Origin of the sequence: Desulfatiglans anilini DSM 4660 (assembly GCF_000422285.1) — a bacterium.
In the GTDB taxonomy this organism is placed as follows: Bacteria; Desulfobacterota; DSM-4660; order Desulfatiglandales; family Desulfatiglandaceae; genus Desulfatiglans; species Desulfatiglans anilini.
This window is the reverse complement of record NZ_AULM01000003.1, coordinates 142,164-166,848: the sequence shown is the minus strand read 5'-3', so window position 1 is coordinate 166,848 and position 24,685 is coordinate 142,164. Positions and strand designations below refer to the sequence as shown.

Below are 24,685 nucleotides of genomic sequence, written 5' to 3'. Positions count from 1 at the left end.
GTCATCTGGTTGCGGCAAATGAAACTATCTGAAATACTTCATGAAGACAGCATCGTTCCTGAACTGAAGGCGAAAGACAAAAAAGCTGTTCTGAGCGAATTGGCCGAGCGGGTTTGTGCCCGGGACCCTGTTATTGACAAGGACACTCTGGTCAGGGTATTGCTCGAGCGGGAAAAGCTTGGGAGCACGGGGATAGGCGACGGCGTAGCCATCCCTCACGGCAAGCTCGGCGGAGTCAGTCAGCCGATGATCTCCTGCGGACGCAGTCTCGAGGGTGTTGATTTTGACGCCATGGACGGGCAACCCGCCCATCTTTTTTTCCTTCTGCTTGCCCCGGAAGACTCATCCAGCATTCATTTGCAGGTTTTGGCGCGGCTGGCTAAGATCCTCAAGACGAGCGCCTTCAGAAAACGATTGATGCAGGCCCATAATCAGCAGGAGATCTATAGCGCGATTGTTCAGACAGACGAAGAATCATCTTGATCCTGTTCGCGAAGGGGAGGGTTTTGGGGTGGCGTTATGATAGGGATCCTGATCATTTCCCATTGTGACTTGGGCAGGGAATTGCTGCGTGCGGCAGAGTTGATCGTTGGCCGGCTGGATGCGGCGGATTCGATTCCAATCACCCAAATTACGGAGAGCGAACCGCTGCTGAAAACTATCGCCGAGAAGATCAAACGCCTGGACCGCGGCAAAGGGGTCCTGGTGCTGACCGATATGTTCGGGGGAACGCCTTCGAACCTCAGCCTCTCCTTCCTGGAAGAGAACCGTGTCGAGGTCTTGACGGGCGTCAATCTCCCGATGGTCATTGCGGTCGCAGGGGACCGGGATCGTCTGTCGCTGAGCGAACTTGGTGAAAAGGCACAGGAAGCCGGTCGACGAAGCATCGCGCTGGCCGGCAAACTGCTCAGGATGGAATGATCGCTTGTGTCGAGGTGACAGCGGCGAATTTCGAAAGGTACGGCAGCGAAATCTGCCGCCTTGAAAAGACCGCTTTCAGGACCCCGTGGAGCGAAGCGGCCTACCGGCAGGAACTGGATAACCCCGTATCGAGGCTTTGGGTCCTCTTAGAGGGCGGAAGCTTTGCCGGGTATGCCTGTTTCTGGATTTTCGCCCAGGAACTGCATATCATGAAGATCGCCCTTATCGCGCCGATGCGTGGGCGCGGTCTGGCCTCGAAGCTCATGGAGAGGATTGTTGCTGAAGGCGGTGCGGCAGGCGCCCGCTCGGCCTGGTTGGAGGTTCGGCCTTCCAATGCCGCGGCGCTTCGGCTCTATGTGCGGCAGGGTTTCGAGGAGATCGGCCGAAGGCGATCGTATTACAGTGATTCCGGGGAAGATGCCGTGCTCATGAGCCGGCCGATCCTTCAGCGCGGCGCCGCCGGAAAGCTTTAGCCCTTTCAGCGCAGGCGAGCCGGGAGGCTCTGCAGCCCCGCGGTCCGAATACGCAGCGGACGATACTCAAAGCATAAACATCAAGAATTCAGGAGGTCACGATGTCATTGAAGGTGGCTGTAAACGGATTTGGGCGGATTGGACGTATGGTCTTCCGGGCTGGATTCGGGCGCGAGGATATAGAGTTCGTGGCGGTAAACGATCTGACCGATCCGGCGACCCTGGCCCATCTGGTCAAGTATGATTCGGTGCACGGCACGCTGGGGGTGGAAGTCGGTCATACGGACCATTCCTTGATCGTGGATGGGAAAGAGATCCAGATTTTTTCGGAGAGGGATCCGGGCCGTCTGCCTTGGGGAAAACTCGGGATCGATACCATTTTCGAGTGTACGGGTCTTTTCCGCGACCGGGAGAAGGCGGCGGCTCACCTCGAAGCCGGCGCCAAAAAGGTGATCATTTCCGCCCCGGCCAAGGGGCCTGACACCACGCTCGTCATGGGCGTCAACCACACGGATTACGATCCCCAGAGACATCATGTGATTTCCAATGCCTCCTGTACGACGAACTGCCTGGCGCCGGTCTGCAAGGTGCTTCTGGATTCGTTCGGGATAGAAAAAGGCCTGATGACGACCACGCATTCTTACACCGGTGATCAGAGGCTCCTGGATTTTCCGCACAAGGACCTGCGCCGTGCGCGCGCAGCAGCGCTTTCGATGATTCCAACGACGACCGGCGCTGCGAAGGCCGTGGCGCTGGTTCTACCTCAGCTGCAGGGAAAATTGAACGGAATGGCCATTCGTGTGCCCACACCCAATGTCTCGGTCGTCGATCTGGTCGTGCAGCTCGGCCGCGCAGCGACCGTCGAAGAGATCAACGGCGCCCTCAAAGAGGCGGCGGAAGGGCCTCTTAAGGGCATCCTGGGCTATACCGACCTGCCTCTAGTCTCAACCGACTTCAACGGGACGCGGGTGTCGAGTACGGTGGACGGTCTGTCGACGATGGTGGTGGGTGACATGGCCAAGGTTCTGGCCTGGTATGACAACGAATTCGGTTATTCCAACCGGATGGTCGAACTGGCTGTTTATATGGCCGGGCACTGAGAGACCCCCTGGTCCGCGGGCTGCTGCTCCGCGTGGAGCGCAGCCCAGGGCCTGCTGTAAAGCCGTGCTCGAGCGCAAGAGGCTTCTAGCCGCAGCGGGTGGGCCGCCTGGCCGCTTTTGCGGGTGGACTCATCCGAGGATTTTCCCGGCGGCAGCTTTGGTGCCGCCTTGGAGAAGGAGGGGAATTGCCTGATGATTGAACGAAGGCCGATGATAGCCGGCAACTGGAAGATGTACACAGATATCTTCGAATCCGTCAATCTGGTCAAGGCGGTCAGCGCCGGGCTCCGTGGTGACGAGGAGGCCGATGTCCTGGTGGCGCCGCCGTTCACGAACTTGTCGGTCGTGAAGCCGTTTGCGGAGAATGCCCGAATCCTGCTCGGTGCCCAGAACATGCACTGGGAGGGGAGCGGTGCGTTTACAGGAGAGGTCTCAGGGTCGATGCTGCGGGCGGCCGGCTGTACGCACGTGATCCTTGGGCACTCGGAGCGCCGGCATATCTTCGGCGAAAGCGACGCAGATGTGAATCGGAAGGTCGAGGCGGCGGCAAAAAGCGGATTGATCCCGATCTTATGCATCGGTGAAACGCTCGAGGAGCGCGAAGCCGGGCGTACTTTCGAGGTCATTGCGGGCCAGCTGGCCGGTTCGCTCGCCGCTTATACGGCCGAAAGGGACCTGCCGGCGGAAACGATCGTCGCTTACGAACCCGTCTGGGCGATTGGAACGGGTCGCACCGCCACGCCGGCGCAGGCGCAGGAAGTCCATCGATCCATAAGGCGGTGGCTCGGAGAAAGGTTCGGCGAGAAGATTTCGGAGCACACGCGGATCCTTTACGGCGGCAGTGTCAAGCCGGACAACATCTCGGCCCTCATGAGCGAACAAGACATCGATGGCGCCCTGGTCGGCGGCGCGAGCCTGAAAGCGGAGAGCTTTCTCGGCATCGTCCAATTCAGGAAAAAGGGATGACCTCCTTGTTTTGCCGGCAGTTTGGAGTTTTTTCGTTGAGGAGGGTCCGTTTTTTCCTGCCCTTCTTCACTCGATGAAGACGGTTGCAAATTTTTTCTTGCAAAAATAAATCGGGAAGGTACAATCAACGTTTCGAGATTTCAGGTAACTTTTTAGGGGATTGGTTTTTTAAATGAAGCCCATTTTTATTATCCTGCATATCGCGGCGTGCATCGCCCTGATTATCATCGTCCTCCTTCAACGCGGCAAAGGGGCCGGGATGGGGGCGGCTTTCGGAGGATCGAGCCAGACCGTATTCGGAAGCACAGGGGCTACGTCTTTTCTGCACAAGGTCACTACGCTCGTCGCGATCCTCTTCATGGTGACGTCCCTGACTCTCTCCTTCTTCTTCGGGAAAGGGACTACCTCGTCCATCATGGAAGGGGTGAAGAGTACCAATCCTCCTGTGACAGACCAGGCGACACCCGGGGGGGAAGCGCAGCCGGAAGCCCCCGCGCCCCCGGCTGAAAACCAGTAGATCAGTGCCGAAGTGGTGGAATTTGGTAGACACGCTATCTTGAGGGGGTAGTGGCCGACGGCCGTGCGGGTTCAAATCCCGCCTTCGGCACCATGGGTGTGAAATGAGGCGCAATCTCAATAGGTTGCGCCTCTTGCTTTTGTGCGCCCGGCAGGGCGCACTGACTTGGAGGTGAAGGTCCTCCGTGGTACCGAACCGCATCCCCGGTGGTGTGGGAGGAGGGCGGGAGCAACCCCGCCTCCTACCCGATTTTGGCCGGTTGGGCGGGGGGTTGCGTTTGGTCGCATCCTGAACGGGTTGTCAGGCCGGTTCCCAGCTTTTCAAGGGTCCAACTTGTGTCATTGCTTCGCGATTTGGTTCAGTCCGTCTGCGAGCGCCCAGCCGATCATGGCAAGACATTCCATGTCGAGATAGCTTTCGGCCCGCCTTTCGAAGAGGAGCGTGCACTGAGCGGCGAAATCCTCGTCACGGTCGTTGAAAAGCATCAGGAGGGGGATCTTGGGGAGTGCGTCGAATCTCAGGGCGATATCGCTCGCTATTCCGATGTCGACAGGGCGTCCGGTGAGACTTCTCGCTGCGCCTTCGAGCTCCGGGAGGCGGCCGGCGAACAGGGCGGCGATCGGGTTTTCGGCATTGGTCCTGAAACCACCCACAAACGGGGCGGCATCCTTGAAATCCTTATAGGTGACCCATTCCGAATCCGTCGGTTCTTCCTGTGGGCAAAGCAGGAGATATTGGCAGAGGATCACGCTGACGAGGTGGCGTGGTCGATGACCGGAGGGGTCGGTGATGCCTTCGGATGAGACGCGGTAAACGCCTCCGAAAAAGGGAATGCGGATAACGCCTTCCGCAGCTTCGATGCCAAGCCTCTTTTGGGCCTCTTTGAGATCGATGGACGAGACACCGGCCAGGTAGGTGCGATAGATCTCGTCAAAAATATCGGATTTTTCCACGGTTGCTCTTCTTTTCTACATGCGGGAGTGAATTCCTGTGGTCCCTGTCATCTGACGGTCCGCAATACCCAAGGCCGGGGTTGATTCCATCTAAACCTTATCAGGCGATAAGTGTTCTTCAGAAGGTGTCCAACGTTGAGGATTTGCCTCGCAGGCTTGGATGTGCCCCTGCTGTAAACGAGAACATGGGTGTCAACGAAGACCTTCTCGGTGATGAAGCGCCTCACGGTTGGTGTAGGCGTGATCTTTTTCCTTCAGCGCACGGGCGGGGTGGGCGAGGTAATTCTGCATTGAAAGATCATAGTTGCTTTTGTCGAGCATTTTCTCTCGGAGCAAGTCACCCACGAGTCGGAAAAGGCTCATGTCTTTCTCCGCTGCACGGATACGAGCCCAACGGGCGACCTCTTCATCAAGCGTGATCGTGACGTTCTTCATAAAAAAATAATAGTGCAGCACGAAAATCGTGTCTATTGAAATCATGGGCTGAACACTGTTTTCCTGCAAGGCAGGTCAGCGGGGAGGAATAGGGTGGTCAAAGATTTTGCTGAGACAGAGGTTGCCCGCTATGGGCGGCAGTTGATCATGCCGGAGATCGGCCGCAAAGGCCAGGATCGTCTTTCACGCTGCCGCGTGTTGATCGGCGGGGTCGGGGGGTTGGGTTCGATCCTCGCCTATCAGATGGCGGCGTGCGGAGTCGGTTCGCTGCGGATCGTGGATCGCGACTGCGTGGAAATGAGCAACCTGAACCGGCAGTTGATCCACACGACGGCTGACATAGACAGGCCCAAGGTGCTCTCGGCTGAAGAGAAACTCCGGGCGCTCAATCCCCACTGCCGAATCGAAGCGGTCCAGGCGGAGATCCATGTCGGAAGCGCTGCCAGGTTTGCCGACGGCTGCGACCTCCTCTTGGACGGCACGGACAACCTCGCGGCCCGCAAGGCGTTGAACCGGGCCGCCGTGCAGGCGGGGATTCCTTTCATCTACGGCGGGGTGGAGGGCTTCGGCGGCATGCTATCGAGTTTCATTCCAGGAGAGGGACCCTGCCTCGAGTGTCTCTTTCCCATGGAAGACCGCCCGAGTGGACGAACGATCGGTGTGCTGGGAGCGGTCCCCGGGGTGATCGGCTCGCTCCAGAGCATCGAGGCGGTCAAGATCCTGCTGGGGCTCGACGGGATTTTGAAGGAAAGGCTTTTGATCTTCGACGGCAGGAATCTCTCGTTTCGGGAGATCAAGGTGAAGCGGAATCCGGCCTGCGCTGTGTGCGGAGGGTGTTCGAACCATTAGGAACAATCCGCTTCGAGACGTAGCCGGATTTCGTGGCGTAGGATCTGCCCCAGTTCGGCTCATAAATTCGGTGTTTTGACGTCAGGTTGCGGGTTGCGCCGCATGCATTTCAAACCCGTCCCTTAAATCTGCTGCTTTGGAAAGGGTAAAACGGCTTTTTGAATGATTTTCAGGTTTGAAAATCTATATTGAAAGATTAGAATATTGGAATATAGGTGAAGAGCTTGTCGAAAAATGTCCCGGGCACGCGTCGTCGAAAAATGGGCGGATGCAAGGCTGACGAAATCGCGTGGTACGATGGCCTATATCCGCCAAAAAGACCATTTCCGGATGGAAGTTCAGGGATTGCGTCTGCGGTGCCCGAGCCGTCCGAATTTCGAAAGGAGAGGGTTCAGGCATGAAGATCACCGTGAACGGGATGATGGAGCAGCTCCCCGACGCTCTCGATATTGTGCAGCTGATCGAATACTTCAAGGAAGGGGACAAGCACCTCATCGTGGAACACAACGGCCGGTTCGTCTACCCGCAGGATTATGAGCATGTACGGGTGGAGGACGGAGACCGGATCGAGTTCATCAACCCCAATTTCGGCGGCTGAAAAAGGACCGCGGATCAGAGGTGCTCCCGGGTCTTCAGGAAGGTCACCTCCGGCCAGCGCTCGGCCACGAACTTGATTTCCCACTCGCCCTCGGCCAGAAATGTCAGGTTGTCTCCCGTATCCCGTGCCAATTGCGCCCGGTTCGCCGTTTCAAAGGCCTTGAGCCGGACCTTGTCAGGGCAATCGATCCATCGGGCGGTGTTGTAGCCGATGGGCTCGTAGGCGGCGTCCACGCCGTACTCGGCCTTGAGGCGGGCGACCGTCACCTCGAACTGGAGCGCTCCGACCGCACCGAGGATAAAATCGTTTCGGTTCAGGGGGCGAAACACCTGCACGGCGCCTTCTTCGGCCAGCTGGGTCAGCCCCTTCTGAAGTTGTTTGGCCTTGAGAGGGGACTTCAGGCGCACCCGCCGGAAGTGCTCAGGGGCGAAATTGGGGATCCCCGTGTACTGAAGGGGTTCCTTTTCGGAGAAGGTGTCGCCGATCTTGATGGTTCCGTGATTGTGGATGCCGATGATGTCCCCCGGCCAGGCTTCCTCGACCAGGGCCCGGTCCTGGGCCATGAAGATGATCGGGTTGGCGATCTGGATGTCTTTCCCGATCCGGTGATGGCGTGCGCGCATCCCGCGCTCGAAGCGGCCCGAGCAGACACGCAGGAAGGCCAGCCGGTCCCGGTGGGCCGGGTCCATGTTCGCCTGGATCTTGAAGACGAATCCGGAGAACAACTCTTCTTCAGGGTGGACGGTGCGGGTGGTTGTCGGGCGCGGCTGGGGCGCCGGGGCGATTTCAACGAAGGCGTCGAGCATTTCACGGACGCCGAAATTGTTGATGGCGCTGCCGAAAAAGACAGGTGTCTGGCTGCCCTTGAGATATTCCTGCAGATCGAAGGGGTCGGCCGCCCCTTCCAGAAGGGCCACGTCCTCACGGAGTTCTTCGGCCTGTGTGCCAAGGACCTCATCGAGAAGCGGGTCGTCCAGATCGCGGATGGTGAGGATATCTTCGGAGATCCTTTCCTCGCCGGGCTTGAAGAGGTTCAGTTCCTTGCGGTAAAGATTGTAGGTTCCTTTGAAACGCTTGCCCATGCCGATCGGCCATGAAAGCGGGACGCACTCTATCTGCAGGTTTTCCTCGATGTCGGCCAGGATGTCGAGCGGCGCCATGCCTTGGCGATCGAGCTTGTTGATGAAGGTGAGGATCGGGGTGTTGCGCATGCGGCAAACCTCCATCAGTTTACGCGTTTGCGTTTCAACCCCTTTGGCGCCGTCGATGACCATGACGGCGCTGTCCACTGCGGTGAGCACCCGGTAAGTGTCCTCTGAAAAGTCCTGGTGCCCGGGCGTATCGAGCAGGTTGATCTCGTAATCGCGGTAATTGAATTTCATGACCGAAGTCGTCACCGAGATGCCGCGCTGCTGCTCGATGGCCATCCAGTCGCTGGTGGCGTGCCGGCTGGCCTTACGGGCCTTTACCGCTCCGGCCATGTTGATTGCGCCGCCAAAGAGCAGCAGTTTCTCGGTCAAGGTGGTCTTGCCGGCATCGGGGTGGCTGATGATGCCGAAGGTGCGCCTGCGTTGGATTTCCGTATGCAAAAGGGTGTTTTTCGACACCCGGTAAGCAGCAGTGGCTGGATTCATGGCACGGTCCCTTGATACGTCATGTTCGGATAGGTGGAGCAGGATTTTTTCGAGGCGGGAAGGCCCGCCCGGGCGGATCGTCGTCTTTTGGGAATCTTGGCGGACGGACGCCTTTGAAAAGAAATCAAGGCGGCGTCAATAAGGAGAGCAATCGCGCGAAACTCATGCAAGTTATCCTGATCGTGGTAGGGTCGCAAAATTACATAACAAAAAAGCATAACGCAATTTATAATCATAGTCAAGCACTAATCAATGTAAAAGGGGAGAAGGATGATCAAGGTCAGAATCAAATCGTTTTATGCGGTCGGATCCACCGAAAAACTTCAGGCAGCCCTCGGCGGTGGCGACGAACTGGTTTTGGAGGTGGCACCCGGCAGCACCATAGCCGATCTGCTCCAATCTATCCCCGGCATCGGGGACCCTGAAGAATTCGAAGACATGATGCTCCATGTCTTTATCGATGGGCGGGTGCACGGCTTCGATCATGTGATCCAGCCCGGGGAGGTATTGGATATACACATCCCGGTTTCGGGGGGATAGAACCAGGACCGGATGGTCACGAGTGCTTCAGAATGCAGCTGAAAGGGGAAGAAGGTTGTCAGAGGCTGCTAAATCCAGTATGGTCGTCCATGCCATGACATTTGCACCGGATCACCACATAATTGCAGGGATGTAGACGCATTTGGACAAATATCTCGAAATAGGCTACTGGTCATCGCTCGCCTCGAACGGGTGGGCGTGGGTCGTGGACCAGGTGTTTACGGCGCAGACGCTGATGGAGGCGGCCGTGATCGTGGTCCTGATTCCGACAGCGTTCCTCCTTGTCAGGCCGGTCAAGAAGCGCCTCGAACTCCGGGCGGCTGTTCCGGAGGGACAGGGGGGCTTCTTTGAGCGGTTTCTGTCGGCGTTCGCCCATGTCGTCCCTTTTCTCGCGGCCATCTTCATCCTTTACGCCGTGCGTGCGGTCTTTCTCGCCTACGACCTGACGGGACCCCTTTTGAGCCTTGTGGCTCGCCTCCTTACAGCCTGGGTCATGATCCGTTTCACCGCCTCCATTCTGGGAGGGGCGCGGTGGGGCCGCTTGATCGCCGCCGGCGCCTGGACCCTGGCGGCCCTGCATATCCTCAATCTGCTTGGACCTGCCATGGTTCTGCTCGACCGGATCGGCGTCGATCTCGGCGGCATCCGAATCTCGGTCCTGCTGGTGATCAAGGGAATGATCGTCCTCACGGTCCTGCTGCGATTGGCCCTTGGAGCTGCGGGGCTGTTCGAAAAGAGGATTCACACCCTTCAGGATCTGACGCCGTCGGTCCAGGTCCTGCTCAGCAAGGCGCTGAAGGTCACGTTGCTCGTGATCGCAGTGGCGGTTGCCTTCGGCAGCCTGGGCATCAATCTTTCGGCTTTCGCCTTCATCGGCGGGGCTGTGGGTGTCGGAATCGGGTTCGGTCTTCAGAAAGTGGTCAGCAACCTGATCAGCGGGATCATCCTCCTGATGGACAAATCGATCAAACCGGGCGACGTCATCGAAGTGGGAAACAGCTATGGCCGCATCAAATCCCTCGGGGCGCGCTATGTATCGGTGCTTACCCGGGACGGCTTCGAATACCTGATACCCAATGAGGATCTCATCACCCACCAGGTCATCAACTGGTCCTTTTCGAACAACCTGGTCAGGCTGAAGATCGGCGTGGGCGTCTCCTATGACACGGACATCCATCGAGCCATGGATCTGATGGTGGCGGCCGCCACAGGCATCCCCCGCGTCCTTGCAAAGCCCGGGCCTTCCTGCCGGCTCACGGGGTTCGGTGACAATTCGGTGGATCTGGAACTCCGTGCCTGGATTACTGACCCCGCCAATGGCGTGGCCAATGTCAGCAGTGACCTGCGCCTGGCGATCTGGGACACCTTCAAGGCCCACAACATCGAGATCCCCTTCCCCCAGCGCGATGTGCACATCAAGGAAGCGCCGCTCCATGCACATACCCTTTCCTCTGCATAAGGCTGGGTAGCCGCCGGGCGTTGTCCGGATCGGGTTTGCCAGTGCCTTGCGACGGAACCGTGCTACGCCGCCCGGATCACCGGGCGGCGCAGCACGGTCTTACGGTCGTGGATGCGGCTGACCTCGGGTTCACTCCCCTGCGTCATGAGCGTGCTCATGCGGCTCTTTCAAATGGTTGGGATGGTCGTGATCGTGGGGGTCATGATTGCCGGCATGATCGTGATCGTGCCCGCGGCTGTCCTGCTCATGGTGGTGCGGATGAGCATGCTCGTGCGTATGTTCGTGGCTATGGGCGTGTTCGTGCGGATGGGAGTGCGCCTTGCCGCCGTGTTCGTGGGGATGTTCGTGAACGTGAGTGTGTTCGTGTCCGTGCTCGTGCTGATGCTTGTGATCGCCTTCCATTTCCGGGGGCTCCTTTCTGTCGGGTTGGTGACGGGGTTTCTTTCCTTTTTTGGCGCCTCGCCCCATTTGATTTTAACAAAAGGTGCGATGGGACAGATGCCTATACAGCCATTCATCCGGTAAAAGACTCTTCAGGCCTTCTCTTTGGTCTCGAGGCCGAGGTCCCGGTGGATGCGGCTCATCCACTCGGGGACCTTGGGGTTTTTTGCTCCGTGGGAAGGTTCGACAAACGGTTTGAGGTCGATGATCGGGCTGCCGTCGACGGCCTCCAGCCCCTTGACTCGCAGGATGTTGCCGTCCCGCTCGAGCAGCGGGACCACGGACACCAGGATCGGGTTCGGCCTTGCGGGGCTGCAGGTGGAAAAGATGCCCCTCAGGGGCAGGTCCTTGCGGCCCATGGGGTGGACTTTTCTCAGCTGCCGCTTCGATGGGTCGATCAGGTGCGGCCAGTAAAGCACCATGACGTGCGAAAAATCCTCGATGCCTTCCAGCAACTCGGCGAAGTCGGGAAAGATGACGAGTTCGCAGACGCCGCCCTCCACCTGTTCGTGGTGCTGGCGGATCGCTTCCTTTTTCTCCTGCAATTCGAGGTCCCCGTCGCCGGCTGCAAGCACAGGCGACGTGATGTCGCTGCGTACGATGCCGACGGGGTGGAGGTGCATGTCCGGCCAATGGGCATCCGGTGTATGATTCATGGATCTTCTCCTTGCGATTTGTTCGAAAAAAGTGCTGTAATAATTGGATATAAAAATAGTATTCGACCCTTGATCCAACAAGGGTGCGGCATGATTCGACTGCCTTGTGTGCATCTATTCTAGATCTTGTGGCTAGATCCCTCAACCGTCTTCTTTCACAATGATCGGGTAAATGGCAACGGTTTTAATGAATCCGCATAGGGACGTCAGACCGGCGGTTTAAACCGGCCCGGCAGCATGCTGTAGGGTCGGGAACTGGAAGGAAGGAACTGCGACGGGTGAAAACGATGGAAAATCATCAGATAATCGTAGACGATCTCACGGTGCGTTTCCGGGACGTCGATGCTATGGGCCACGTGAACAATGCCGTTTTCTTGACCTATTTCGAGGAGGGGCGAAGCGCTTTCCTTGCCCGTGTGCTGGAGATCGTGGATCCGTCCGAGTATCCCTTCATCCTGGCGCGCATCAGTTGCGACTACATCACGCCCTTGAAGCTGGGGGACCGGATCGCCATCCAGGTCTGGATCGGGCGGGTCGGGAAAAAGAGCTTCGTCTTCAAATACCGGATTGTGAAACGGGGTGACCCCGATACGATCTACGCGGCGGGTGAATCGACCATGGTCCTTTTCGACTACAAGGAAAACAGGACGGTTCCCATCAGTCCAGCCTTTCTCGAAAGAGTGCAGGCATACTGCGAGGAACTGTAAACGCGCGTCGAACTGTTTCGCGATCTTCCGTGAAACCGAAGGATTCTTGGAAAAGGCAGGGGAAAGCAGTGGAGGAAAACCGCAGAGTGCAAGAAAAAAGGGGCTGCGGTTCATCACCGCAACCCCTTGATTTTCCTGGTGGGCCAGGAAGGAGTCGAACCCTCGACCAATTGATTAAGAGTCAACTGCTCTACCAGCTGAGCTACTGGCCCATCGTGATAGTACCCTGGCGCGCCCGGCAGGACTCGAACCTGCGACCTACGGGTTCGAAGCCCGGCGCTCTATCCAACTGAGCTACGGGCGCCCATGTGAGTGAATTAGATACCAGCATCGATTTTGTTTGTCAACCCTATTTTTCGAAGAAATGGCTTGACACCGGCGGGTTTTTCGTTTAAAAAGCTCTTTTCAACTCTGAAGGATGGGAATGTCATGATGAAGACGTTTGTCGCGAAGGAACACGAGGTCAATAAGAAGTGGGTCGTCGTGGACGCCGCCGATCATGTGCTGGGGCGGCTTGCGACCCAGATCGCCATGCGGCTCAGGGGCAAGGACAAGCCTATTTTCACCCCGCACGCGGACACGGGCGATTTCGTGATTGTGGTCAACGCCGACAAGGTGCTGATGACCGGTCACAAGTGGGACCAAAAATTTTACTACCGTTACAGCGGATATATCGGCGGGCTGAAAGCCATTTCCGCCGGGAAACTCCGTGAAAAAAGACCGGAGGATCTCGTGCGTTTTGCGGTCAAAGGGATGCTTCCCAAGGGCCCCCTGGGGCGCCGTCAGCTCAAGAAGCTGAAGGTCTACGCCGGCCCGGAACACCCGCATCAGGCTCAACAACCCGATCAGTGGGAGATCTAAATGGCAGAAGGAACATGGTACGCCACAGGTAAACGGAAAACGGCCGTCGCGCGCGTGTTTATGCGCCCGGGAACCGGCCAGATCATCATCAACAAGAAGCCGGTGCAGGAATACCTGGTGCAGGAGTCCGACCGCAGCACGGTCCTGGAGCCGTTGAAGGCCGCTGAGCTCATGGATCGCTTCGATCTGTATGTGAATGTGAGGGGCGGCGGCGTCGCCGGCCAGGCGGGTGCCATCCGGCACGGCATCAGCCGCGCCTTGGTTTCCGGCGATCCTGAGTTGAGGGAAGTCCTCAAGAAGCGGGGCTTCCTGACCCGTGATTCGCGTATGAAAGAGCGGAAAAAATACGGTCAGCCCGGTGCGCGTGCCCGTTATCAGTATTCCAAGCGGTAAACGGTTCATCGAGATGATCATTCATCCCCGTGGCGCCGCTGGAAACCGCAGCGGTTCGACGGGGAGAGATGCATTTGGAAGGGGAGCTTTTGGCTCCCCTTTTTGTTCAAGGTGCCCGAGCGAAACATCAAACTGATCCTGGCCTATGACGGCATGAACTACCACGGGTGGCAGCGTCAGAAAAACGGCGTGACCATCCAGGAGGTGGTGGAGGAGAAACTCGCCCGGATGCTGGGGGAACCCGTGGCCGTCATCGCCTCGGGGCGCACCGATGCCGGTGTCCACGCGATGAATCAGGTCTGCAATTTCAAGACCGGCACCACCCTGGATGCCTGGATTGTCCGCAAGGGGCTGAACGCGCTCCTGCCAAAGGACATCCGCGTTCTGGGCGCCGAAGATGTGCCCTTTTCATTCAATGCGCGCTACAGCGCTCGGAAGAAGCGGTATCGTTACTGCATCTTCAACGGCGAGGTGCACGATGTCTTCCTGCGGCGAACGGCCTGGCACATTCCGCAACCGCTCGACGCGGAAAGAATGAGGGGCTGTCTGGCCTTGATCGTGGGGACCCGCGACTTTTCATCCTTCCGAGCGGCCGGGAGTTCCAACCGCAACCCGGTGAGAACGATCTTCAAGGCGGATCTACTGATTGAGGCGAATCGGCTCTGGACGATCGAACTCGAGGCCGACGGATTTCTGCGCCACATGGTCCGCAACATCGTCGGCACCCTGGTGTCCGCCGGGAGGGGTAAATTGACGTCAGGGGAGTTCGAGGGCGTTCTGGAGGCCCGGGATCGGCGGGCGGCGGGGGCTACAGCGCCCGCCCATGGCCTTTTCCTGGTGGATGTGACTTATTGATTGGAAGGCGTGTTCTTCTCCACCGATTTACGCACGGTGTTGTAGACCTGATTCCAGACCATCTCGAAGGAACTTACGGACAGGCGGCCTACCTCGATGAATTTGACGACGATTTCCTTGGTGATCTTGAGCGATAGCTCGTCTTTTGGCTGCATGGACCGGACTCCTTTGGCGCCCTGATAAGGGGAATCCCCCGCTGAATGGAAGAAGGCCGAAAAACGGATTCAGCGGGGGCGGTTTGAGAAGAACCCTTTGAGAGCCCTCCCCACGACCAGAACGCTATCACAAAACCCTGCGAATATCAATGCGTCCACACGCCGGCGAGTCTGCCGCCGCATTGGGCGCATTTCCCGTCTTTGATCCGCATGCCACCGACCCGGAACCCAACGCGGTCGATCAGGAGTTCGCCGCAGTCGGGGCAGTAGGTTTTCTCCCCCATATCACCCGGCAGGTTGCCGGTGTAAACGTACTTCAGACCGGCTTCGTAGCCGATGTCACGGGCCCGCCGCACGGTTTCGGGCGGGGTCGGAGGGGCGTCCAGGAGTTTGTAGGTCGGGTAGAAGCGACTGATGTGCCATGGGATGTAGGGATCGAGGTTTACGAGGAAATCGGCCAGCTCCCGTAGTTCGCCCGGATCGTCGTTGTGACCCGGGATCAGGAGGGTCGTCACCTCGAGCCAGACGTTCAAACGTTTCATGGTCTCGAGGGTTTTCAGGACCGGGGCGAGCTTGGCACCGCACTGCTCTTTGTAAAAACGGTCGGTGAAGGCCTTGAGGTCCACGTTTGCGGCGTGGAGATGCGGGTGGATGAATTCAAGGCATTCAGGGGTCATGTACCCGTTCGAGACGAAGACGTTCTTGAGGCCTTTGCTGTCCGCCAGCAGGGCGGTGTCGTGGGCCATTTCAAAGAAGATCGTCGGTTCGGTGTAGGTGTAGGCGATGGATTCGCAACCGCTTGCGAGCGCGGCCTCGACGACGGCCTCCGGGGTGGTGTCCTTTCCCTCGATACGGCCGGTCTCGGCGGGCATCTGCGAGATATCGGCGTTCTGACAGAAACGGCATCTGAAATTGCAGCCGACCGTGGCGATCGAATAGGAAAGGCTCCCGGGAAGGAAATGAAAAAGGGGTTTTTTCTCGATGGGGTCCGTGTGCGCGGCGATGACCTTTCCGTAAACGAGGCTGTAGAGGGTCCCCCCTCGGTTTTCACGGACGCCGCAGATGCCGCGTTTTCCCGGTTTGATCACACAGCGGTGGTTGCAAAGGGCGCAACGGACCCGCTCATCCTCCAGGCCGTTATAAAGGTAGGCTTCTTTCATCGACCCAGTCTCCTGTCTTGCGGTTGATTTCACCGGCAGTCCGGACAGAGACCAGACTGCGCTGTCCGTTCTTGATCCGCACCGTGAGCGGGACGTTTTCGGTGCGCAAGCGATAGGTCATGGTGGCGCTGACTCCGAGGAACGAACCGAAAGGGCTCTGATCCCCCTGGGATTCACTGCGGCCGAAAAAGGCCGGCCCGATGTTGATGCAGCCCCACGAAATGGGGACGTCTCCGAAGGCCGCCTGCATCAGGGACTTGATCTGCCAGAGGTGATAGAACTTTGCCCGGCGGAAAACCGGATCGCCCATGTACCCTTGGATCCGCTTGATGAGGCCCACCCAGGAAAGGCTGTTCAGGACGCCGACGAACACCCTGCGATGGGCGACCCGTCCTGCCTCGCGAAGCGCCGCCAAGGGGTTGTCCAGGAATTCCAAAGTGTTGATCAGCACAACGACATCGAAGGCATTGTCATCGAAAGGGAGGTCTTCGGCGTAGCCCGTCAGGAGTTCAACGCCTGGGCCGAGCCTTTCACGTGCGCGCCGGATGACATAAGGGGAGGCATCCACACCGGAGGCATCGAGTCCCAGCCGCGCGAGGTTCAGGATATGATGCCCCGTCCCGCACCCGACGTCCAGGACCCGATCGCCTGATTTGGGGCGGATTTGAGAGCGGAGGAGGCGTTCGATGGATTGATCGACTGCACGCCCGTGAGGGGACAGGTACCAGGATTCGTAAAGTTCGGAGGTCTCTTGGCCGAAGATGAGTCCCATCTATCCAACCTTGCCGTTTGGCTCCGGGTCCGGGACTGTTGTGCAAGACCCGCACCGCTTTGAAGAATCGGGCTCTTGCGCTGGGGAATGCAGAGCGTTTCAGGACGTTCGCCCCGAACGTCCGATTGCCGCCCGACGCCCGTCCAAGCCTCATTTCGTTTGAAATGCCCGGGTCTTTTTGTTAAGAGTTTATTTCAGGGTAAGAAAATCCCCGCGATGATGCAAGATTAATATGGTGGGCTGGCATGGAAAATCAACTCCGGGATGCTTCGGACAGCGATCTGGTCGGGCGGTTCAAAGAAGGGGCGCCGGAGGCCATGGACGAGATCGTCCGCCGCTATGGAGACCGTCTATTCAATTTTGGCCTGAAGATGTGCCGTCAGTCCGAGGATGCGGAGGATGTCACTCAGGAGACTTTTCTCAGTGCCTTCCGCTATCTGGACGGTTTTCGGGGGGAGACCAAACTCCGGAACTGGCTTTTCAAGATAGCCGCCAGGGCGTGTCTGAAGAAGCGGCGGAAAAAGAAATGCGAGCCCGACCGGGAGTTGTCGCTCGACGCCCTGATACCGGGTGAGGATGGTCCGGTTGCCTATGAGATCCCCGACTGGTCCGAAAATCCATCCGATCATCTGATCCGCGCCGAGTTGAAGGAACGGATCGAACAGGCCATCGCCGCGCTTCCGCCGAAATACCGGATGGTGTTCAATCTGCGTGATATCGAGGGGTTCAGTACGGAGGAAACGGCTGAAATCATGGGGATCTCGACGCAACTGGTCAAGACCCGGCTGCACCGCGCGCGGCTGTTCCTGCGCCAGGCCATAGCCGAGGACGGCTGGGAGGAGGGCGCCCGATGAGCGAAGAGTGCCGGAAATACTTCGAACGGGTCTCGGAATATCTGGACGGCGAGTTGACTGCGGAGACCTGCCTGGAGATCGAGGCCCATCTCGAAGAGTGCCCGCCCTGCAAGGCCTGCGTCGAGTCTCTGAAAAAGACCATCGCCCTCTGCCGCAGGGTCCCCTGCGAGTCCATGCCGGATGATGTGAGGGAGCGTCTCAGGAAGACCCTTCTCGATTGCATCGGGCGGAATGAGCCTGCCGGATGAGCCGGATCGCCGGCTGTCACTTCCGCCTGAAAAAGAGCCGGATGGGTGTCTTCTCCAGGCCGAGCCGTTGACGGATGCCGTTCAGGAGAAAGCGCTCATAGGCCGGGGTGATCTTGTCGGGGCGGTTTGCGAAGACCACAAAGGCCGGGGGGCGGCTTCCGACCTGCGTCGCGTAGAACAACCGCACCCGCCCGTGTCCGATGCGCGGCGGGGGATGCTGTCCGGCCACCTCCTGAAGGGCTGCGTTGACCACCCCGGTGGTGAAAGAACTCGCGAACTGGCTGTAGACGAGGTCGATTTCACGGAAGACCTTCATGACGCGCTCCCCGGTCAGGGCCGAGACATGGATCCGGGGCGCGAAAGAGACGAAGGACAGCTCGCGGTCCAGGGTCCGCTTCAGGTCCGCCTGCTTCGACCGGTCTCCTTTCACGAGGTCCCACTTGTTGATCACCAGAACGAGGCCCCTGCCCTTTTCGAGGGCGTACCCGCAGATCCGGGCGTCCTGCTCGGCGACCCCTTCGAAGGCATCCAGCATCAGCACCGCAATGTGGCATTGTTCGAGGCGCTTCAAGGCCTTGATCACGGAAAATTTTTCGATCTTCTCCTTGACGCGGGCCTTCCTGCGGATGCCCGCCGTGTCGATCAGGACATAGTTCCGCCCTTTGAAGGAGAACGGGGTGTCGACCGCATCGCGGGTGGTGCCGGGAAGATCGCTGACCACCAGGCGCTCGGCGCCGAGGATGCGGTTGATGAAGGAGGATTTCCCGACGTTGGGTTTCCCCAGGACGGCCACGCGGATGGGGCCGCCTTCCTGCTGTTCCTGCAGGGGCGTCTCTTCGAACGGCCAATCGGCCGTGACGGCCTCCATGAGCGCGCGCACGCCATAGCCGTGCGCGGCCGAGACCGGGTGCACCTGCTCCACCCCGAGGCCGAAGAATTCGTTCGACAGATGCTCGTGCTCAGGGCCGTCGATCTTGTTGACCGCGACGAAGAACGGTTTCCGGCTCCGGCGGAGCGTCTGGGCCATCTCGGCGTCGCCGGGAAGTACACCCTGGCGGCCGTCCACCACGAGGATGACGCGGTCGGCCTCCTGCATGGCCCGGTCCACCTGACGGCGGACTTGGCCGAGGAGGGGATCCTGGCCGAGATCGTCATACCCGCCGGTGTCGACCAGGGTGAAACGCACCCCTTCGTACAGGACCGAGGCATGGATGCGGTCGCGGGTCACGCCCGGGCGGTTGTCGACCAGGGCGTCGCGCGAGCGCGAGATGCGGTTGAAAAGGGTGGACTTGCCGACATTCGGGCGGCCCACGATGGCGATGATCGGTTCGGGCATGGATTGTTCCTGATTTCCCCGTAAAATAAAAAAGTTTTTCATTGTACCCCTTTTGTCGAGGCGGTCAAGGGCAATCCCTGCGGCCGGCTGTTTCGGGGGCCACGGCGGCACCAGGAATTGGGCTTGACTATTGGGTTGGGGGCGGTTAGTTTCCTCTCTGAGAAACCTACGAGGTTGACTGCGAACGGATCTGATCCGCACGTGCCGATGGGGTTGTTTTCCTGTTCGGAAAGGGCCTTTTTGGCAATCTCGGTGTCCATCTGTACGTTTGCTTGTGCGGCGGCCTGCAGGTCTCCTCCGTACCCATGCTTGGTTTCCTTTTTAATGGGTAAGGGTTGTTTCGGCTTCGCGCTCTGCTGCGGGAGCGGCAGTCCAGGCACGTGCGTTTTACGCAGAGTGATGATTCCCGGCAAGGCGGTGATCGCCTGAATATGAGAGCCTCTAGGCGGTGGATTCCAGAAATGCAGGACACGCCGCCGAAAAAGGCGGCTCGATCCCGGGTCCCGAGGGGATGAGGCGGCAGGCCCTTCGGCGTCCTGCCGGGAGCACGGTTCCCCCGCCGATAAGGTTTTCTTCATGATGCCCACGAAATACATCATCGTCACGGGCGGTGTCCTTTCCGGTCTGGGAAAAGGGATCGCCGCGGCCTCCATCGGCCACCTCCTATCTTCGAGGCTCAAGATCATCCCCATCAAGTGCGACGGGTACCTGAACGTGGATCCGGGCACCATGAACCCGTTCGAGCACGGCGAGGTCTTCGTGCTGGAGGACGGGGGCGAGGTGGACATGGATTTCGGGCACTATGAGCGGTTCCTGGGCGTCAACTGCAAGTCCAAGTGGAACCTCACCATGGGCAAGGTCTTCGACATGGTCCGCCAGAAGGAACGGCGCGGGGACTACCTCGGAAAGACCGTCCAGTACATCCCGCATGTGACCGATATCATCAAGCACCACATCTTCGAAATTTCCCAGGAAGAGCAGCCGGACCTCGTGATCGTCGAGATCGGGGGAACGGTCGGGGATATCGAAAACGAACTCTTCCTGGAAGCGATGCGGCAGATGAAAGAGGATGTGGGCCGCGAAAACATCCTGTACGTTCACCTGACCTACGTGCCCATCCCCTACGGGGTCAACGAGCAGAAATCCAAGCCGACGCAGCAGAGCGTGAACCTGCTGAAGCAGCGCGGCATCTTCCCGGATATCATCATCGGCCGCTGTTCGGAGTTCCTCACCCGGGAGATCAAGTCCAAGATCGCGAGCTTCTGCGATGTGCATCCTAATGCGGTGATCACCGGGCTCGACGTCGAGGACATCTACGAGATCCCCCTGATCTTCGAGCAGGAGGGCCTGCCGGAGATCATCCACAAGAAGCTCCACATCTACAGCCCCCCGGACCTGCGCAAGTGGCGGCAGTACATCGAGAACATCCGCAACCCCGAATATGCCGTGACGGTCGCCATGTGCGGTAAATATACGAAGCTCGAGGATTCCTACGCGTCGATCATCGAGGCTTTCAACCACTGTTCGGCCCATCTTCGGTGCAAGGTCAATCTGAAATGGGTGGAGACGACCGGACTCGAGAACCTCGATGAATCGGATGTGCTGGAAGGAGTGGACGGCATTGTTGTGCCGGGCGGATTCGGGGTGAGGGGGACCGAAGGCAAGATCGAGATCATCCGCATGGCGCGGGAGCGGGATATCCCTTTTTTGGGGCTGTGCCTCGGCCTGCAGCTGGCCGTGATCGAGTTCGCCCGCCATGTCTGCGGGCTCGAGGGCGCCAACTCGACCGAGATGGACCCCGACACCCCTCACCCGGTGATCGACATCCTGCCCGAGCAGCGCACGGTGAAGGACAAGGGGGGGACGATGCGGCTCGGCGCCTATCCGGCGGTTCTGAAGGAGGAGACCCTGGTGCGCGAACTCTACGGTGCCGCCGAGGTATCGGAGCGCCATCGCCACCGCTACGAGGTCAACCCGGACTACCACCAGCGGATCGCCGACAACGGGATGACCTTTTCGGGCCTGTCGCGGGACGGGAGGCTGGTGGAATTCATCGAACTCCCGCAGCTCCGGTTCTTTGCGGCGACCCAGGCGCATCCCGAGCTGACCTCCCGCATGGAGCGGCCAGCGCCCCTGTTCTACGGGTTTGTCAGGGCATGTCTGAACCGGTAGCACGGGCCCCGATTATGGCTTGGGGCGGGACGGGCGAGGATGAGCCGGTCCTAAAGAGGACCGGCGGCCGCCGGGGGGGCGGCCTGGGATCGGAGGTTTCGGCGCGGCGTGGCGGAAGACGAAGAAGGCTATGACGGTAGTTATCGATCTGTCTGCAAGGCGGCAGGATCTTCTCGTCAAGCGGGCCTACCGCAACTGGGGGGCCCGCTTCGGCGAGGATTTCGGTGCGGAGACGTGCCTGTCCGGCCTATCCCTTCAGACCCTGACCTTCCTTGCCCAGGGGAGGGAGAAAGGGACCTTCTACATTTATGATCTGATCATGACCCTGCGGGGGATGGGGTCGGGTTTCGAGTTCGCCGACCTGTCGGCCAAGAACAAGATGGACGTCATCGACCAGTACCTCTTCATCCTCGATCGGATCCGGTTCGAGTGCATGAAGCGCCTCGGCTGGATCGAGTCCTACCCGGGAGAGGATTACACGCTGGTCGAAATCGTCCTGCAGTTCGAGCAGGTGGCACCGGGTCTGCAGGCCGAGATCCCCCGCCTCAGCTCGGGCCATCCCGGCTACGATGAGTACAGAGGGCTGAGCACCTTTGACCGCGAGGCCTTCGTCCGCAAGCTGATCCCTAAAGCCCTCAAAGCCATCCAGGACCTCTGATTCCCATCGATGCCGCTTCGCGAGACGCGCCGATTGGTCAAAAAGACCATTTCCGGATCGGAAACTGTTGAAGTAGGCGCGAAGATTGCTTATGATATGCCGATGGAAACCTACAAGGAAGAACTGGCCCGGTCCCTTGCGGAGACCGGGGCTATTTTTTTTGAGCAGGGCCTGGTTCTGAAGGATGGACGGCCGACGCCTTATTTCGTAAACATGGCACGCTTCAACACCGGCCGGCTGGTGCTCGGGATGGGTCGTTTTTTCGCGCAGATGATGACGGCGAAAGGGCTGAGCAGCCAGGTGGATGTCATCCTCGGACCGTCCTACAAAGGGAGCGCCATCGCATTGGCCACCAGCATCGCCCTCTGGGAGGAGTACGGCCGCGATCTGCCCTTCGAATACGACCGCAAGGAGGCCAAGACCCACGGGGAGGCCTCCAAGATAAAGAGTCTTCTGGTCAACCAGACGCTTTTCGACGGGTGCCGCATCTTTGTCGTGGACGATGTTGCGACCTCCATGGGGACGAAGATCGAACTGCTCGAGAAGATCGCCGACGAGGCCGGGGCGCGGGGCATCGCCTGCCAGGTGACCGGGGTGGGCATCGCGGTCGACCGCGAGCAGACGACGGCGGTTTACGATGCTGCGGGCCGGGTCGTCGAGGGGCGCCGGGGCGCTGACGCCATCGCCGAATTCGAAGCCCGGACCGGAGTGCCGGTTTATGCTGTCGCGGGGATTCGCGAGATCGTCGCGTATCTCCATGAAAAGAGGATCCCCTTGAGAATCAACGGAGAGAGCCGTCCGATGGACGCCGCCACGAAAGCGGAGTTCGACCGCTACGTGGCAATTTACGGGGTGACGCAGAGACCATGAGCGAGCCGGGGGCCGCGGAAAAAATATGTAATCCGAGCGTCTCTCCCTCTTTGGAAGGGTTGGCGCCTGGTGAACTCCTGAGCGGGTTTTCGGAAACGATCCGGTCGCTTCTCAACGCGAGACAGCCCCTGCGGCTCCGCGATGCCCGCGAAACGCACCGGAGGGCCGGGGTGCTGATTCCCCTTGTGGAGGAGCAGAGCGGCTTCGCGGTGATTTTGACCCGGAGGACGCATCTCGTGCCCCATCACAAAGGGCAGATCTCGTTTCCCGGCGGGAAGTTCGAGGCCCGGGACGGAAATGCCTGGCGGACCGCCCTTCGCGAGGCGTACGAGGAGATCGGACTTTGCCCCGAGGACGTGGTGCCGCTTGGCCGGATGGACGACACCCTCACGCTGGTCTCCAGATTCGTGGTGCATCCGTTTGTCGGGCTGGTGCCTCCGTCCTATCCCTTCCGCCTGAACCCCCAGGAGGTGGCGGCCCTGGTCAAGGTGCCTCTCGAGGTTTTTCATCCAGCCCAGACCGGCTACCGCTGCGATTCGGTCGAGTATGAGGGGGAAGTCTATCGCACACGGGCCTATACCTATGAGGGAGATGTCGTCTGGGGGGCCACCGCCAGGATCATGGATAATTTCATGCGGATCGTCGCACGCAAATTAGATCCCATCCGGAAATGATTTCGCGGTAGAACCCCGTTTCCAATCCTGAAATGAGGATTTTTTTTACACGCTGCGTGTGCTCAGTCCCACCCCTGCGGGGCGGGTCCCGGTTTGGCCAATATCAAGGAAATTAAGCGGTTGCGCGGAGGCGACCTGCAGATCGCCGCACAAGCAAACGTGCAGATTGGCGCCGAGATTGGCCAAAAAGACCATTTCCGGATGGAAACAAATTAGACTTGCCTCTCGAAAACAGATAGCGTATAAATCATAAGATGTGTCGGGACGTGGCTCAGTCTGGTAGAGCACCGCGTTCGGGACGCGGGAGTCGCTGGTTCAAATCCAGTCGTCCCGACCAGTTATCAAAATGCACGGAAGCCGTCTTCGAAAGGGGACGGCTTTTTTTCAGATCGCGCCCTTCTGGACCAGACGCGCGAAGTGCTCGAACGAGCGGTCATACGTGGCCTCGGCGTCCTTCGGAAAACAGCAGCCTGGAAGCTGCCGCATCTTGAGGTGGTAGGCGATGCACTGGCAGCAGATGCCTTTGCGTGAACAGGGATCGTAGGTGCAGTTGCAGCGCGCGAGGTTTTTTTCCTGTTGACATTCCATCGTTCCCTTGTCTCCTTTTCCCTTTGATTTTTTCGATTGGACCTCGATCGATGGGAAGGCCGGAGTCCTCGAAAAGCGGACGGCGATGCGCTTCAAACGATGATTTTTTGGAACATGAAGGCTTTCATATTGAATTCTATTGTCTATTCTACAGACGAGACGTTCTGTTCCTGTCCTTGAGACTTTTTTGCGGATAGGTCCCCTGTACCTGATTCGCCGGAATCGGCGGATCAAAAAAACGACTTCATTTTAAACCCGAAATCTGAAACTTCAAGGGCCCGACCTTCAGGATCCGAGGAATGGAAGAAGCCGAAAAGCAATGGTACGCGCTGCACACCCGCAGCCGCTTCGAGAAGAAGGTCTTCGATGGTTTGACCGGAAAAGGGCACGAGGCGTTTCTTCCGCAGATACAGGTCATGAGCCGGCGCAGAGACCGGCGCAGGAAACTCCTGGTGCCGCTTCTCCCCGGCTATGTCTTTGTCCGGACCGGCCTCGAACCGGAGGAGTATCATCATATTCTCAGAACCATCGGCGTGGTCCGCATGATCGGTTTCAAAGGCAAGGCGGTGCCTGCCAGAGAAGAGGAAATCGCTTCGTTGATGATCCTGGATGGGACCGACCGGACGGTTCAGAACCGGGCCTACATGCGCAAGGGCGACCGGGTGATGATCATGGAGGGTCCGTTCAAGGGGCTGGTGGGTTTCTACATCCGCCCGCGGGGCAAAGGCAAAGTGGTCGTTTCGATCGAACTCCTGAAGCGGTCCCTTGCGATAGAGATCGATGACTGGGCCCTCGAAAAGGTCCCCGAGCATGGTTTGATCGATTAATGGAGGCACCAAG

Annotated in this window: 33 protein-coding genes and 4 tRNA genes; 25 read left to right on the top strand and 12 right to left on the bottom strand. The window is 58.9% G+C overall.

From position 1 onward, the window contains the following. The first annotated feature begins 18 nt into the window (after positions 1-18). The 7 genes from H567_RS0104665 (at position 19) to H567_RS0104635 (ending at position 4,070) form a co-directional block, all read left to right on the top strand. Positions 19-483 (top strand): PTS sugar transporter subunit IIA, encoded by a 465-nt coding sequence (locus H567_RS0104665; protein ID WP_028320510.1) that lies wholly within the window; start codon positions 19-21, stop codon positions 481-483. 36 nt (positions 484-519) lie between these two features. Then, positions 520-921 (top strand): PTS sugar transporter subunit IIA, encoded by a 402-nt coding sequence (locus tag H567_RS0104660; RefSeq protein ID WP_028320509.1) that lies wholly within the window; start codon positions 520-522, stop codon positions 919-921. Next, positions 918-1,394: a ribosomal protein S18-alanine N-acetyltransferase gene (rimI, locus tag H567_RS23160; protein WP_051184490.1), complete on the top strand. Its 477-nt coding sequence runs from the start codon at positions 918-920 to the stop codon at positions 1,392-1,394. The genes H567_RS0104660 and rimI overlap by 4 nt, the downstream gene beginning before the upstream one ends. 101 nt (positions 1,395-1,495) lie before the next feature. Further along, positions 1,496-2,494 carry a type I glyceraldehyde-3-phosphate dehydrogenase gene (gene gap / locus H567_RS0104650; protein ID WP_028320508.1) on the top strand — a complete coding sequence of 333 codons (999 nt, stop codon included), beginning with the start codon at positions 1,496-1,498 and terminating at the stop codon, positions 2,492-2,494. Between the two features lie 192 nt (positions 2,495-2,686). Continuing rightward, on the top strand, positions 2,687-3,460 hold the full coding sequence (gene tpiA / locus H567_RS0104645; protein WP_028320507.1) for a triose-phosphate isomerase: 774 nt from the start codon (positions 2,687-2,689) through the stop codon (positions 3,458-3,460). A 172-nt stretch (positions 3,461-3,632) separates the two neighbouring features. Then, positions 3,633-3,977 (top strand): preprotein translocase subunit SecG, encoded by a 345-nt coding sequence (gene secG / locus H567_RS0104640; protein ID WP_028320506.1) that lies wholly within the window; start codon positions 3,633-3,635, stop codon positions 3,975-3,977. A gap of 6 nt (positions 3,978-3,983) precedes the next feature. Further along, positions 3,984-4,070: transfer RNA gene (locus tag H567_RS0104635), tRNA-Leu, on the top strand. 245 nt (positions 4,071-4,315) lie between these two features. Here H567_RS0104635 and H567_RS0104630 read toward each other — a convergent pair. Continuing rightward, entirely contained in the window at positions 4,316-4,930 is a 615-nt protein-coding gene (locus tag H567_RS0104630) for a DUF3786 domain-containing protein (protein WP_028320505.1), read from the bottom strand. 192 nt (positions 4,931-5,122) lie between these two features. Next, positions 5,123-5,410 (bottom strand): hypothetical protein, encoded by a 288-nt coding sequence (locus tag H567_RS0104625; protein ID WP_051184489.1) that lies wholly within the window; start codon positions 5,408-5,410, stop codon positions 5,123-5,125. A gap of 48 nt (positions 5,411-5,458) precedes the next feature. Between H567_RS0104625 and H567_RS0104620 the strand changes: the two genes are divergently transcribed. Both H567_RS0104620 and thiS read left to right on the top strand, forming a co-directional pair. After that, on the top strand, positions 5,459-6,214 hold the full coding sequence (locus H567_RS0104620) for a HesA/MoeB/ThiF family protein (RefSeq protein ID WP_028320503.1): 756 nt from the start codon (positions 5,459-5,461) through the stop codon (positions 6,212-6,214). A gap of 397 nt (positions 6,215-6,611) precedes the next feature. Next, positions 6,612-6,812, top strand: coding sequence for a sulfur carrier protein ThiS (gene thiS, locus H567_RS0104615; RefSeq protein WP_028320502.1), 201 nt, complete (start codon positions 6,612-6,614; stop codon positions 6,810-6,812). Positions 6,813-6,826: 14 nt separating this feature from the next. On the opposite strand, the gene H567_RS0104610 is transcribed toward thiS, so the two are convergent. After that, on the bottom strand, positions 6,827-8,446 hold the full coding sequence (locus H567_RS0104610; protein WP_051184488.1) for a peptide chain release factor 3: 1,620 nt from the start codon (positions 8,444-8,446) through the stop codon (positions 6,827-6,829). Positions 8,447-8,716: 270 nt separating this feature from the next. Between H567_RS0104610 and H567_RS0104605 the strand changes: the two genes are divergently transcribed. The 3 genes from H567_RS0104605 to H567_RS0104590 all read left to right on the top strand — a co-directional run bounded on the left by H567_RS0104605 (position 8,717) and on the right by H567_RS0104590 (position 10,970). After that, positions 8,717-8,986, top strand: coding sequence for a MoaD/ThiS family protein (locus H567_RS0104605; protein WP_028320500.1), 270 nt, complete (start codon positions 8,717-8,719; stop codon positions 8,984-8,986). Between the two features lie 142 nt (positions 8,987-9,128). After that, complete coding sequence (locus H567_RS23155; RefSeq protein WP_035253442.1) at positions 9,129-10,445, top strand: mechanosensitive ion channel family protein; 1,317 nt, start codon at positions 9,129-9,131, stop codon at positions 10,443-10,445. 156 nt (positions 10,446-10,601) lie between these two features. Then, positions 10,602-10,970 carry a hypothetical protein gene (locus tag H567_RS0104590; RefSeq protein WP_028320499.1) on the top strand — a complete coding sequence of 123 codons (369 nt, stop codon included), beginning with the start codon at positions 10,602-10,604 and terminating at the stop codon, positions 10,968-10,970. An 8-nt stretch (positions 10,971-10,978) separates the two neighbouring features. Here the strand turns inward: H567_RS0104590 and tsaA are convergent, their stop codons facing one another. Next, positions 10,979-11,542 (bottom strand): tRNA (N6-threonylcarbamoyladenosine(37)-N6)-methyltransferase TrmO, encoded by a 564-nt coding sequence (gene tsaA, locus H567_RS0104585; protein ID WP_028320498.1) that lies wholly within the window; start codon positions 11,540-11,542, stop codon positions 10,979-10,981. 287 nt (positions 11,543-11,829) lie between these two features. Here tsaA and H567_RS0104580 point away from each other — a divergent pair, with 287 nt between their 5' ends. Then, a complete protein-coding gene (locus H567_RS0104580) occupies positions 11,830-12,249 on the top strand; it encodes an acyl-CoA thioesterase (protein WP_028320497.1) in 420 nt (139 codons plus the stop codon). 136 nt (positions 12,250-12,385) lie between these two features. Here the strand turns inward: H567_RS0104580 and H567_RS0104575 are convergent. Both H567_RS0104575 and H567_RS0104570 read right to left on the bottom strand, forming a co-directional pair. Beyond that, a tRNA-Lys gene (locus H567_RS0104575) sits at positions 12,386-12,461 on the bottom strand. A gap of 15 nt (positions 12,462-12,476) precedes the next feature. Continuing rightward, positions 12,477-12,553: transfer RNA gene (locus tag H567_RS0104570), tRNA-Arg, on the bottom strand. A 128-nt stretch (positions 12,554-12,681) separates the two neighbouring features. On the opposite strand from H567_RS0104570, the gene rplM reads away from it, so the two are divergent. The 3 genes from rplM (at position 12,682) to truA (ending at position 14,358) form a co-directional block, all read left to right on the top strand. Next, positions 12,682-13,110, top strand: a complete 429-nt coding sequence (gene rplM / locus H567_RS0104565; protein WP_028320496.1) for a 50S ribosomal protein L13 — start codon at positions 12,682-12,684, stop codon at positions 13,108-13,110. Further along, the gene (gene rpsI / locus H567_RS0104560) at positions 13,111-13,503 is read left to right on the top strand and encodes a 30S ribosomal protein S9 (protein WP_028320495.1); all 393 of its coding nucleotides are present in this window, start codon (positions 13,111-13,113) and stop codon (positions 13,501-13,503) included. It begins immediately after the preceding gene. A 111-nt stretch (positions 13,504-13,614) separates the two neighbouring features. Beyond that, positions 13,615-14,358: a tRNA pseudouridine(38-40) synthase TruA gene (truA, locus tag H567_RS0104555; protein WP_035253488.1), complete on the top strand. Its 744-nt coding sequence runs from the start codon at positions 13,615-13,617 to the stop codon at positions 14,356-14,358. Here truA and H567_RS29140 read toward each other — a convergent pair. The 3 genes from H567_RS29140 to H567_RS23150 all read right to left on the bottom strand — a co-directional run bounded on the left by H567_RS29140 (position 14,352) and on the right by H567_RS23150 (position 16,445). Next, on the bottom strand, positions 14,352-14,513 hold the full coding sequence (locus tag H567_RS29140; protein WP_167330929.1) for a hypothetical protein: 162 nt from the start codon (positions 14,511-14,513) through the stop codon (positions 14,352-14,354). The two genes, truA and H567_RS29140, sit on opposite strands and share 7 nt — an antisense overlap. 146 nt (positions 14,514-14,659) lie before the next feature. Further along, positions 14,660-15,673 carry an AmmeMemoRadiSam system radical SAM enzyme gene (gene amrS, locus H567_RS0104545; protein WP_028320493.1) on the bottom strand — a complete coding sequence of 338 codons (1,014 nt, stop codon included), beginning with the start codon at positions 15,671-15,673 and terminating at the stop codon, positions 14,660-14,662. Beyond that, positions 15,651-16,445: a class I SAM-dependent methyltransferase gene (locus H567_RS23150; RefSeq protein ID WP_051184485.1), complete on the bottom strand. Its 795-nt coding sequence runs from the start codon at positions 16,443-16,445 to the stop codon at positions 15,651-15,653. The genes amrS and H567_RS23150 overlap by 23 nt, the downstream gene beginning before the upstream one ends. Before the next feature lie 245 nt (positions 16,446-16,690). On the opposite strand from H567_RS23150, the gene H567_RS0104535 reads away from it, so the two are divergent. Together H567_RS0104535 and H567_RS0104530 are read left to right on the top strand one after the other, a co-directional pair. Next, positions 16,691-17,299 (top strand): RNA polymerase sigma factor, encoded by a 609-nt coding sequence (locus tag H567_RS0104535; RefSeq protein WP_028320492.1) that lies wholly within the window; start codon positions 16,691-16,693, stop codon positions 17,297-17,299. Beyond that, positions 17,296-17,547: an anti-sigma factor family protein gene (locus tag H567_RS0104530; RefSeq protein WP_028320491.1), complete on the top strand. Its 252-nt coding sequence runs from the start codon at positions 17,296-17,298 to the stop codon at positions 17,545-17,547. The genes H567_RS0104535 and H567_RS0104530 overlap by 4 nt, the downstream gene beginning before the upstream one ends. A gap of 16 nt (positions 17,548-17,563) precedes the next feature. On the opposite strand, the gene der is transcribed toward H567_RS0104530, so the two are convergent. Beyond that, positions 17,564-18,883 (bottom strand): ribosome biogenesis GTPase Der, encoded by a 1,320-nt coding sequence (gene der / locus H567_RS0104525; protein ID WP_028320490.1) that lies wholly within the window; start codon positions 18,881-18,883, stop codon positions 17,564-17,566. A gap of 38 nt (positions 18,884-18,921) precedes the next feature. Further along, on the bottom strand, positions 18,922-19,296 hold the full coding sequence (locus H567_RS0104520) for a hypothetical protein (protein ID WP_153306052.1): 375 nt from the start codon (positions 19,294-19,296) through the stop codon (positions 18,922-18,924). A 166-nt stretch (positions 19,297-19,462) separates the two neighbouring features. Here H567_RS0104520 and pyrG point away from each other — a divergent pair, with 166 nt between their 5' ends. The 6 genes from pyrG (at position 19,463) to H567_RS0104490 (ending at position 23,594) form a co-directional block, all read left to right on the top strand. Then, positions 19,463-21,055 (top strand): glutamine hydrolyzing CTP synthase, encoded by a 1,593-nt coding sequence (gene pyrG, locus H567_RS0104515; RefSeq protein ID WP_028320488.1) that lies wholly within the window; start codon positions 19,463-19,465, stop codon positions 21,053-21,055. Positions 21,056-21,185: 130 nt separating this feature from the next. Continuing rightward, complete coding sequence (locus H567_RS0104510; protein WP_028320487.1) at positions 21,186-21,713, top strand: hypothetical protein; 528 nt, start codon at positions 21,186-21,188, stop codon at positions 21,711-21,713. Positions 21,714-21,815: 102 nt separating this feature from the next. Continuing rightward, the gene (locus tag H567_RS0104505) at positions 21,816-22,583 is read left to right on the top strand and encodes an orotate phosphoribosyltransferase (protein WP_161626565.1); all 768 of its coding nucleotides are present in this window, start codon (positions 21,816-21,818) and stop codon (positions 22,581-22,583) included. Further along, positions 22,580-23,257, top strand: coding sequence for an NUDIX hydrolase (locus H567_RS23145; RefSeq protein WP_084516891.1), 678 nt, complete (start codon positions 22,580-22,582; stop codon positions 23,255-23,257). The genes H567_RS0104505 and H567_RS23145 overlap by 4 nt, the downstream gene beginning before the upstream one ends. A gap of 93 nt (positions 23,258-23,350) precedes the next feature. Beyond that, positions 23,351-23,473, top strand: a complete 123-nt coding sequence (locus H567_RS29780) for a hypothetical protein (RefSeq protein ID WP_279614967.1) — start codon at positions 23,351-23,353, stop codon at positions 23,471-23,473. Positions 23,474-23,517: 44 nt separating this feature from the next. Next, positions 23,518-23,594 (top strand) — tRNA-Pro (locus H567_RS0104490). 47 nt (positions 23,595-23,641) lie between these two features. Here the strand turns inward: H567_RS0104490 and H567_RS0104485 are convergent. Then, on the bottom strand, positions 23,642-23,845 hold the full coding sequence (locus H567_RS0104485; protein WP_028320485.1) for a DUF6485 family protein: 204 nt from the start codon (positions 23,843-23,845) through the stop codon (positions 23,642-23,644). Positions 23,846-24,144: 299 nt separating this feature from the next. Between H567_RS0104485 and nusG the strand changes: the two genes are divergently transcribed. Next, positions 24,145-24,672, top strand: coding sequence for a transcription termination/antitermination protein NusG (nusG, locus tag H567_RS0104480; protein ID WP_028320484.1), 528 nt, complete (start codon positions 24,145-24,147; stop codon positions 24,670-24,672). Positions 24,673-24,685: the final 13 nt, after the last annotated feature.

What these genes read in the sequence shown, in the direction of transcription:
- H567_RS0104590 (WP_028320499.1), top strand. Translation starts at nt 10,602, where the DNA reads ATGCGGCTCTTTCAAATGGTTGGGATGGTCGTGATCGTGGGGGTCATG.
- H567_RS0104535 (WP_028320492.1), top strand. Translation starts at nt 16,691, where the DNA reads ATGGAAAATCAACTCCGGGATGCTTCGGACAGCGATCTGGTCGGGCGG.
- amrS (WP_028320493.1), bottom strand. Translation starts at nt 15,673, where the DNA reads ATGAAAGAAGCCTACCTTTATAACGGCCTGGAGGATGAGCGGGTCCGT.
- H567_RS23145 (WP_084516891.1), top strand. Translation starts at nt 22,580, where the DNA reads ATGAGCGAGCCGGGGGCCGCGGAAAAAATATGTAATCCGAGCGTCTCT.
- rplM (WP_028320496.1), top strand. Translation starts at nt 12,682, where the DNA reads ATGAAGACGTTTGTCGCGAAGGAACACGAGGTCAATAAGAAGTGGGTC.
- thiS (WP_028320502.1), top strand. Translation starts at nt 6,612, where the DNA reads ATGAAGATCACCGTGAACGGGATGATGGAGCAGCTCCCCGACGCTCTC.
- secG (WP_028320506.1), top strand. Translation starts at nt 3,633, where the DNA reads ATGAAGCCCATTTTTATTATCCTGCATATCGCGGCGTGCATCGCCCTG.
- tsaA (WP_028320498.1), bottom strand. Translation starts at nt 11,542, where the DNA reads ATGAATCATACACCGGATGCCCATTGGCCGGACATGCACCTCCACCCC.
- H567_RS0104610 (WP_051184488.1), bottom strand. Translation starts at nt 8,446, where the DNA reads ATGAATCCAGCCACTGCTGCTTACCGGGTGTCGAAAAACACCCTTTTG.
- H567_RS0104665 (WP_028320510.1), top strand. Translation starts at nt 19, where the DNA reads ATGAAACTATCTGAAATACTTCATGAAGACAGCATCGTTCCTGAACTG.
- H567_RS0104625 (WP_051184489.1), bottom strand. Translation starts at nt 5,410, where the DNA reads ATGATTTCAATAGACACGATTTTCGTGCTGCACTATTATTTTTTTATG.
- H567_RS0104505 (WP_161626565.1), top strand. Translation starts at nt 21,816, where the DNA reads ATGGAAACCTACAAGGAAGAACTGGCCCGGTCCCTTGCGGAGACCGGG.
- H567_RS0104605 (WP_028320500.1), top strand. Translation starts at nt 8,717, where the DNA reads ATGATCAAGGTCAGAATCAAATCGTTTTATGCGGTCGGATCCACCGAA.
- H567_RS0104485 (WP_028320485.1), bottom strand. Translation starts at nt 23,845, where the DNA reads ATGGAATGTCAACAGGAAAAAAACCTCGCGCGCTGCAACTGCACCTAC.
- nusG (WP_028320484.1), top strand. Translation starts at nt 24,145, where the DNA reads ATGGAAGAAGCCGAAAAGCAATGGTACGCGCTGCACACCCGCAGCCGC.
- H567_RS29140 (WP_167330929.1), bottom strand. Translation starts at nt 14,513, where the DNA reads ATGCAGCCAAAAGACGAGCTATCGCTCAAGATCACCAAGGAAATCGTC.
- pyrG (WP_028320488.1), top strand. Translation starts at nt 19,463, where the DNA reads ATGCCCACGAAATACATCATCGTCACGGGCGGTGTCCTTTCCGGTCTG.
- H567_RS0104580 (WP_028320497.1), top strand. Translation starts at nt 11,830, where the DNA reads ATGGAAAATCATCAGATAATCGTAGACGATCTCACGGTGCGTTTCCGG.
- rpsI (WP_028320495.1), top strand. Translation starts at nt 13,111, where the DNA reads ATGGCAGAAGGAACATGGTACGCCACAGGTAAACGGAAAACGGCCGTC.
- H567_RS23150 (WP_051184485.1), bottom strand. Translation starts at nt 16,445, where the DNA reads ATGGGACTCATCTTCGGCCAAGAGACCTCCGAACTTTACGAATCCTGG.
- H567_RS0104510 (WP_028320487.1), top strand. Translation starts at nt 21,186, where the DNA reads ATGACGGTAGTTATCGATCTGTCTGCAAGGCGGCAGGATCTTCTCGTC.
- H567_RS0104660 (WP_028320509.1), top strand. Translation starts at nt 520, where the DNA reads ATGATAGGGATCCTGATCATTTCCCATTGTGACTTGGGCAGGGAATTG.
- tpiA (WP_028320507.1), top strand. Translation starts at nt 2,687, where the DNA reads ATGATTGAACGAAGGCCGATGATAGCCGGCAACTGGAAGATGTACACA.
- gap (WP_028320508.1), top strand. Translation starts at nt 1,496, where the DNA reads ATGTCATTGAAGGTGGCTGTAAACGGATTTGGGCGGATTGGACGTATG.
- der (WP_028320490.1), bottom strand. Translation starts at nt 18,883, where the DNA reads ATGCCCGAACCGATCATCGCCATCGTGGGCCGCCCGAATGTCGGCAAG.
- H567_RS0104530 (WP_028320491.1), top strand. Translation starts at nt 17,296, where the DNA reads ATGAGCGAAGAGTGCCGGAAATACTTCGAACGGGTCTCGGAATATCTG.
- rimI (WP_051184490.1), top strand. Translation starts at nt 918, where the DNA reads ATGATCGCTTGTGTCGAGGTGACAGCGGCGAATTTCGAAAGGTACGGC.